At 55.6% G+C, this 2,831-nt stretch carries 1 protein-coding gene and 1 pseudogene; one reads left to right on the top strand and one right to left on the bottom strand.

Features of this window, described 5'->3' with window-relative positions:
* Positions 1-154: 154 nt before the first annotated feature.
* Positions 155-1,456, bottom strand: coding sequence for a glycosyltransferase family 4 protein (locus IGS51_RS18245; RefSeq protein ID WP_297080209.1), 1,302 nt, complete (start codon positions 1,454-1,456; stop codon positions 155-157).
* A 466-nt stretch (positions 1,457-1,922) separates the two neighbouring features.
* Here IGS51_RS18245 and IGS51_RS18240 point away from each other — a divergent pair.
* Positions 1,923-2,831: pseudogene (locus IGS51_RS18240) on the top strand (hypothetical protein); the annotation flags it as partial.

Raw genomic sequence — 2,831 nt, 5'->3', positions numbered from 1 at the left:
GTCGGTGTAGGAAGAGGGAAGAGGGAAGAACGAAGAGGGAAGAGGGAAGAACGAAAAACGAAGAACGAAGAGGGAAGGGTGACGGGCAATCCAAAATCACCAATCTAAAATCTAGAATCGACATAAGCCCAGCCCCTGGGATCGTTGATGCTGCTCAGATCAGCGCTTTCGCAGGCGAGAACACCCGACGTTCTGCCAGCACTTCGTGATAGAGTGCCACAATCTGTTCTGCCTTGTGTTCCCACTCAAACTGGCGGGCATGGGCGATCGCCCCTTGCGACAGGTGCGATCGCAGCGCCTCGTCTTCCACTAGCCGTTGAATTTTTTCTGCCAGCGTAGACACCAGATGCTCGCGGGAATGCAGCGGAAGGGTAAAGCCCGTATTGGGGGTCATGTATTCGGCGATGCCGCCATTGTCGGCAACGATGCAGGGCAGTCCCGCCGCCATCGCCTCCAGCACCACCGCTCCGCCAAATTCCCGAATCGACGGAAAGCAGAAGATGTCCGCCTGACTGTAGTAGCGATGTGTTTCTGAATGAGGAACCCAGCCTGCGAATTCTACAATGTCTTGCAGGTCAAGCCGCTGCGCTAGCGCTTCTAAATATTCCCGCTCGGCTCCGTCACCCACAATGGTTAGCCGAGTTTTCGATAATGCAAGGGGCTTAATCTTTGCCAGCGCTTCTAGCAAAATGTCTGCGCCTTTGTAGGGCACCAAACGACCGACGAATAGCAGGTTGATGCGATCGCCCTTCTCTCGTTTTGCACCCCGCCCAAAGAACTCCGTCGGAATTCCATTTTCGTAAAACAATCGGAGGCGATCGCCCAATTGAAACCGCTTTTGCAGCATCCCAAAGGTATAGGATGACCCGGCTAAAACGCGATCGGCTTTTTGATAGGTTGCTCGATATCCTGGCAGCAGCAGACCCAGCCCCCGCAGAAAGTTAAAGTACGAAAATTCCCGGCGGGCGATCGCGCTGAACCCTCTGGGAAAAGGAACGCCGCCATTCACCGGACCCAGAATAAACGGCGTTTGTCCGCAAGCCTGCGCCAACTTCACCGGATAGCGCGGCATCATCGGCGTGATGGCGTGAACTAGGTCATATTTTCCCCGCCGGACATCGGTGTGAAACAGCCGATAAACTCGATGATTAAATTCCTCGTATAGCAAGTAAGCCAGCGCGTTATGCAGCGGCCAATTCACCCGACCGTTGATCACGGTCAGACGATCAACCAGGTGATAATATCGCCGCATCAAGCGGCTTTCGGAAATGTAAAAAACCTTCTGATCTGGCGCAACTTGCTCCAGCGCATCTCGGTTGCGTTCGTGAGTGATTAATGTCGCATCAACTCGGTCACAAATTGTCCTGAAATATTGATACCCCACGCTGGGCACAGACGGTAGATCCGGATTGCACTGCTCAATCAACAACAGAACTCGAAGCCGATCTGCTGACATACATTGCTCCCTGATCTGGTGGTCTTTGGGTTGATTGCTGGATAGTCATTTGCCCGCTGAATCTTTTTCAAATATTTCTGCGAGTCGCTGTCGAACCGTTTCTAGAGTTATTTAAGAGGGAAGCGCACGGTTGGCATAGTAGTGTGCAAAACGTTTTGTAGCCGTCTGTAACCACCTGAAACTCGGCTTGACGGGAGGGCGATCGCCCCAAAACTGGCTCCAAAATTGGGGCAGATGGGCGATCGCTCTTTCCGCTCTGTGCCTCCAATTCATCTCTACTTTATGAGGCTTCATTAAATCTTTACGAAAAAGCTGCCGAGACAGACCGGGAAATCCCTGAGAATCTAGCCAGATAAAAGTCTGTAGAAGACTTTACATTGACCCAAGGGTCGATAGTTTTGGGTGGATGCTTTTCTGAGCCGACAGGCAGAAAAGCCATCTTGTTGCAAACTTTTCAAACACCATCATGACGCTGCTCAAACTCACTGCTGCCCAGCCCAACCAGGGTTCTCTCGTGCTGTTTCCCCAAACCATCAGCACGGGCACAGGCTTTTCCGTCAGCTTTGACCTCTACGCCTATGGCGGCAGCGGCGGCGATGGTATTAGCTTCTTTCTGGTGGATGGCAACGCCACGCCGACCCAGTCCGGCGGGTTTGGCGGCTCCTTGGGCTACGCGCCGCGAAACGCCGAGCCGGGTCTGGTCGGTGGTTACTTAGGCATTGGGTTCGACGCGGTGGGCAATTTCTCGATTGCCTCCGAAGGGCGCGTGGGGGGACGGCGGCCGCCGCTGCAAGATTCGGTCGGGGTGCGCGGCAGTGAGGCAAATAACTATCGCTACCTTACAGGCAGTCGGACGCTGCCCATCAGCCTAGACAATCCGGGGGGGAATCGCACCCAGGCGCGGCGGGCTGTGCAGATTGAACTGTCGCCGGCCGGGCTGCTGTCGGTGTTTGTCGATCTGAACGGCGATCGCGACTTTAACGATCCTGGCGAAGTGGTGGTTGATCGATTCAACGTGGTGCAGGCGGGCAATGGCCCCGTCCCCGCGACGTTCAAAATTGGCTTTGCGGCGGCGACGGGGGCGCTGACCAACAACCACGAAATCGACAACCTTACGATTCTTTCGTTTAACAAGCGGCCGCTGCCGGGGTTTTCGGTCGGCGGCGCAAACATCATCGGGGGCGATCGCAACGACGTGCTGACGGGCGGCCGGGGCAACGACACCATCGACGGGCGCGACGGCAACGACACCCTGCGCGGCGATCTCGACAACGATACCCTCCTGGGCGGCGACGGCAACGATCAACTCTTTGGCGGTCGGGGCGACGACTTACTCATTGGCGGCAATGGCAGCGATACCCTCTCCGGCGATCGC

Source organism: Thermoleptolyngbya sp. M55_K2018_002 (genome assembly GCF_015295965.1).
Lineage (GTDB): Bacteria > Cyanobacteriota > Cyanobacteriia > Elainellales > Elainellaceae > Thermoleptolyngbya > Thermoleptolyngbya sichuanensis.
The sequence above is the reverse complement of the archived record's forward strand: the minus strand, read 5'-3'. Positions and strand labels throughout refer to the sequence as shown.

What these genes read in the sequence shown, in the direction of transcription:
- IGS51_RS18245 (WP_297080209.1), bottom strand. Translation starts at nt 1,456, where the DNA reads ATGTCAGCAGATCGGCTTCGAGTTCTGTTGTTGATTGAGCAGTGCAAT.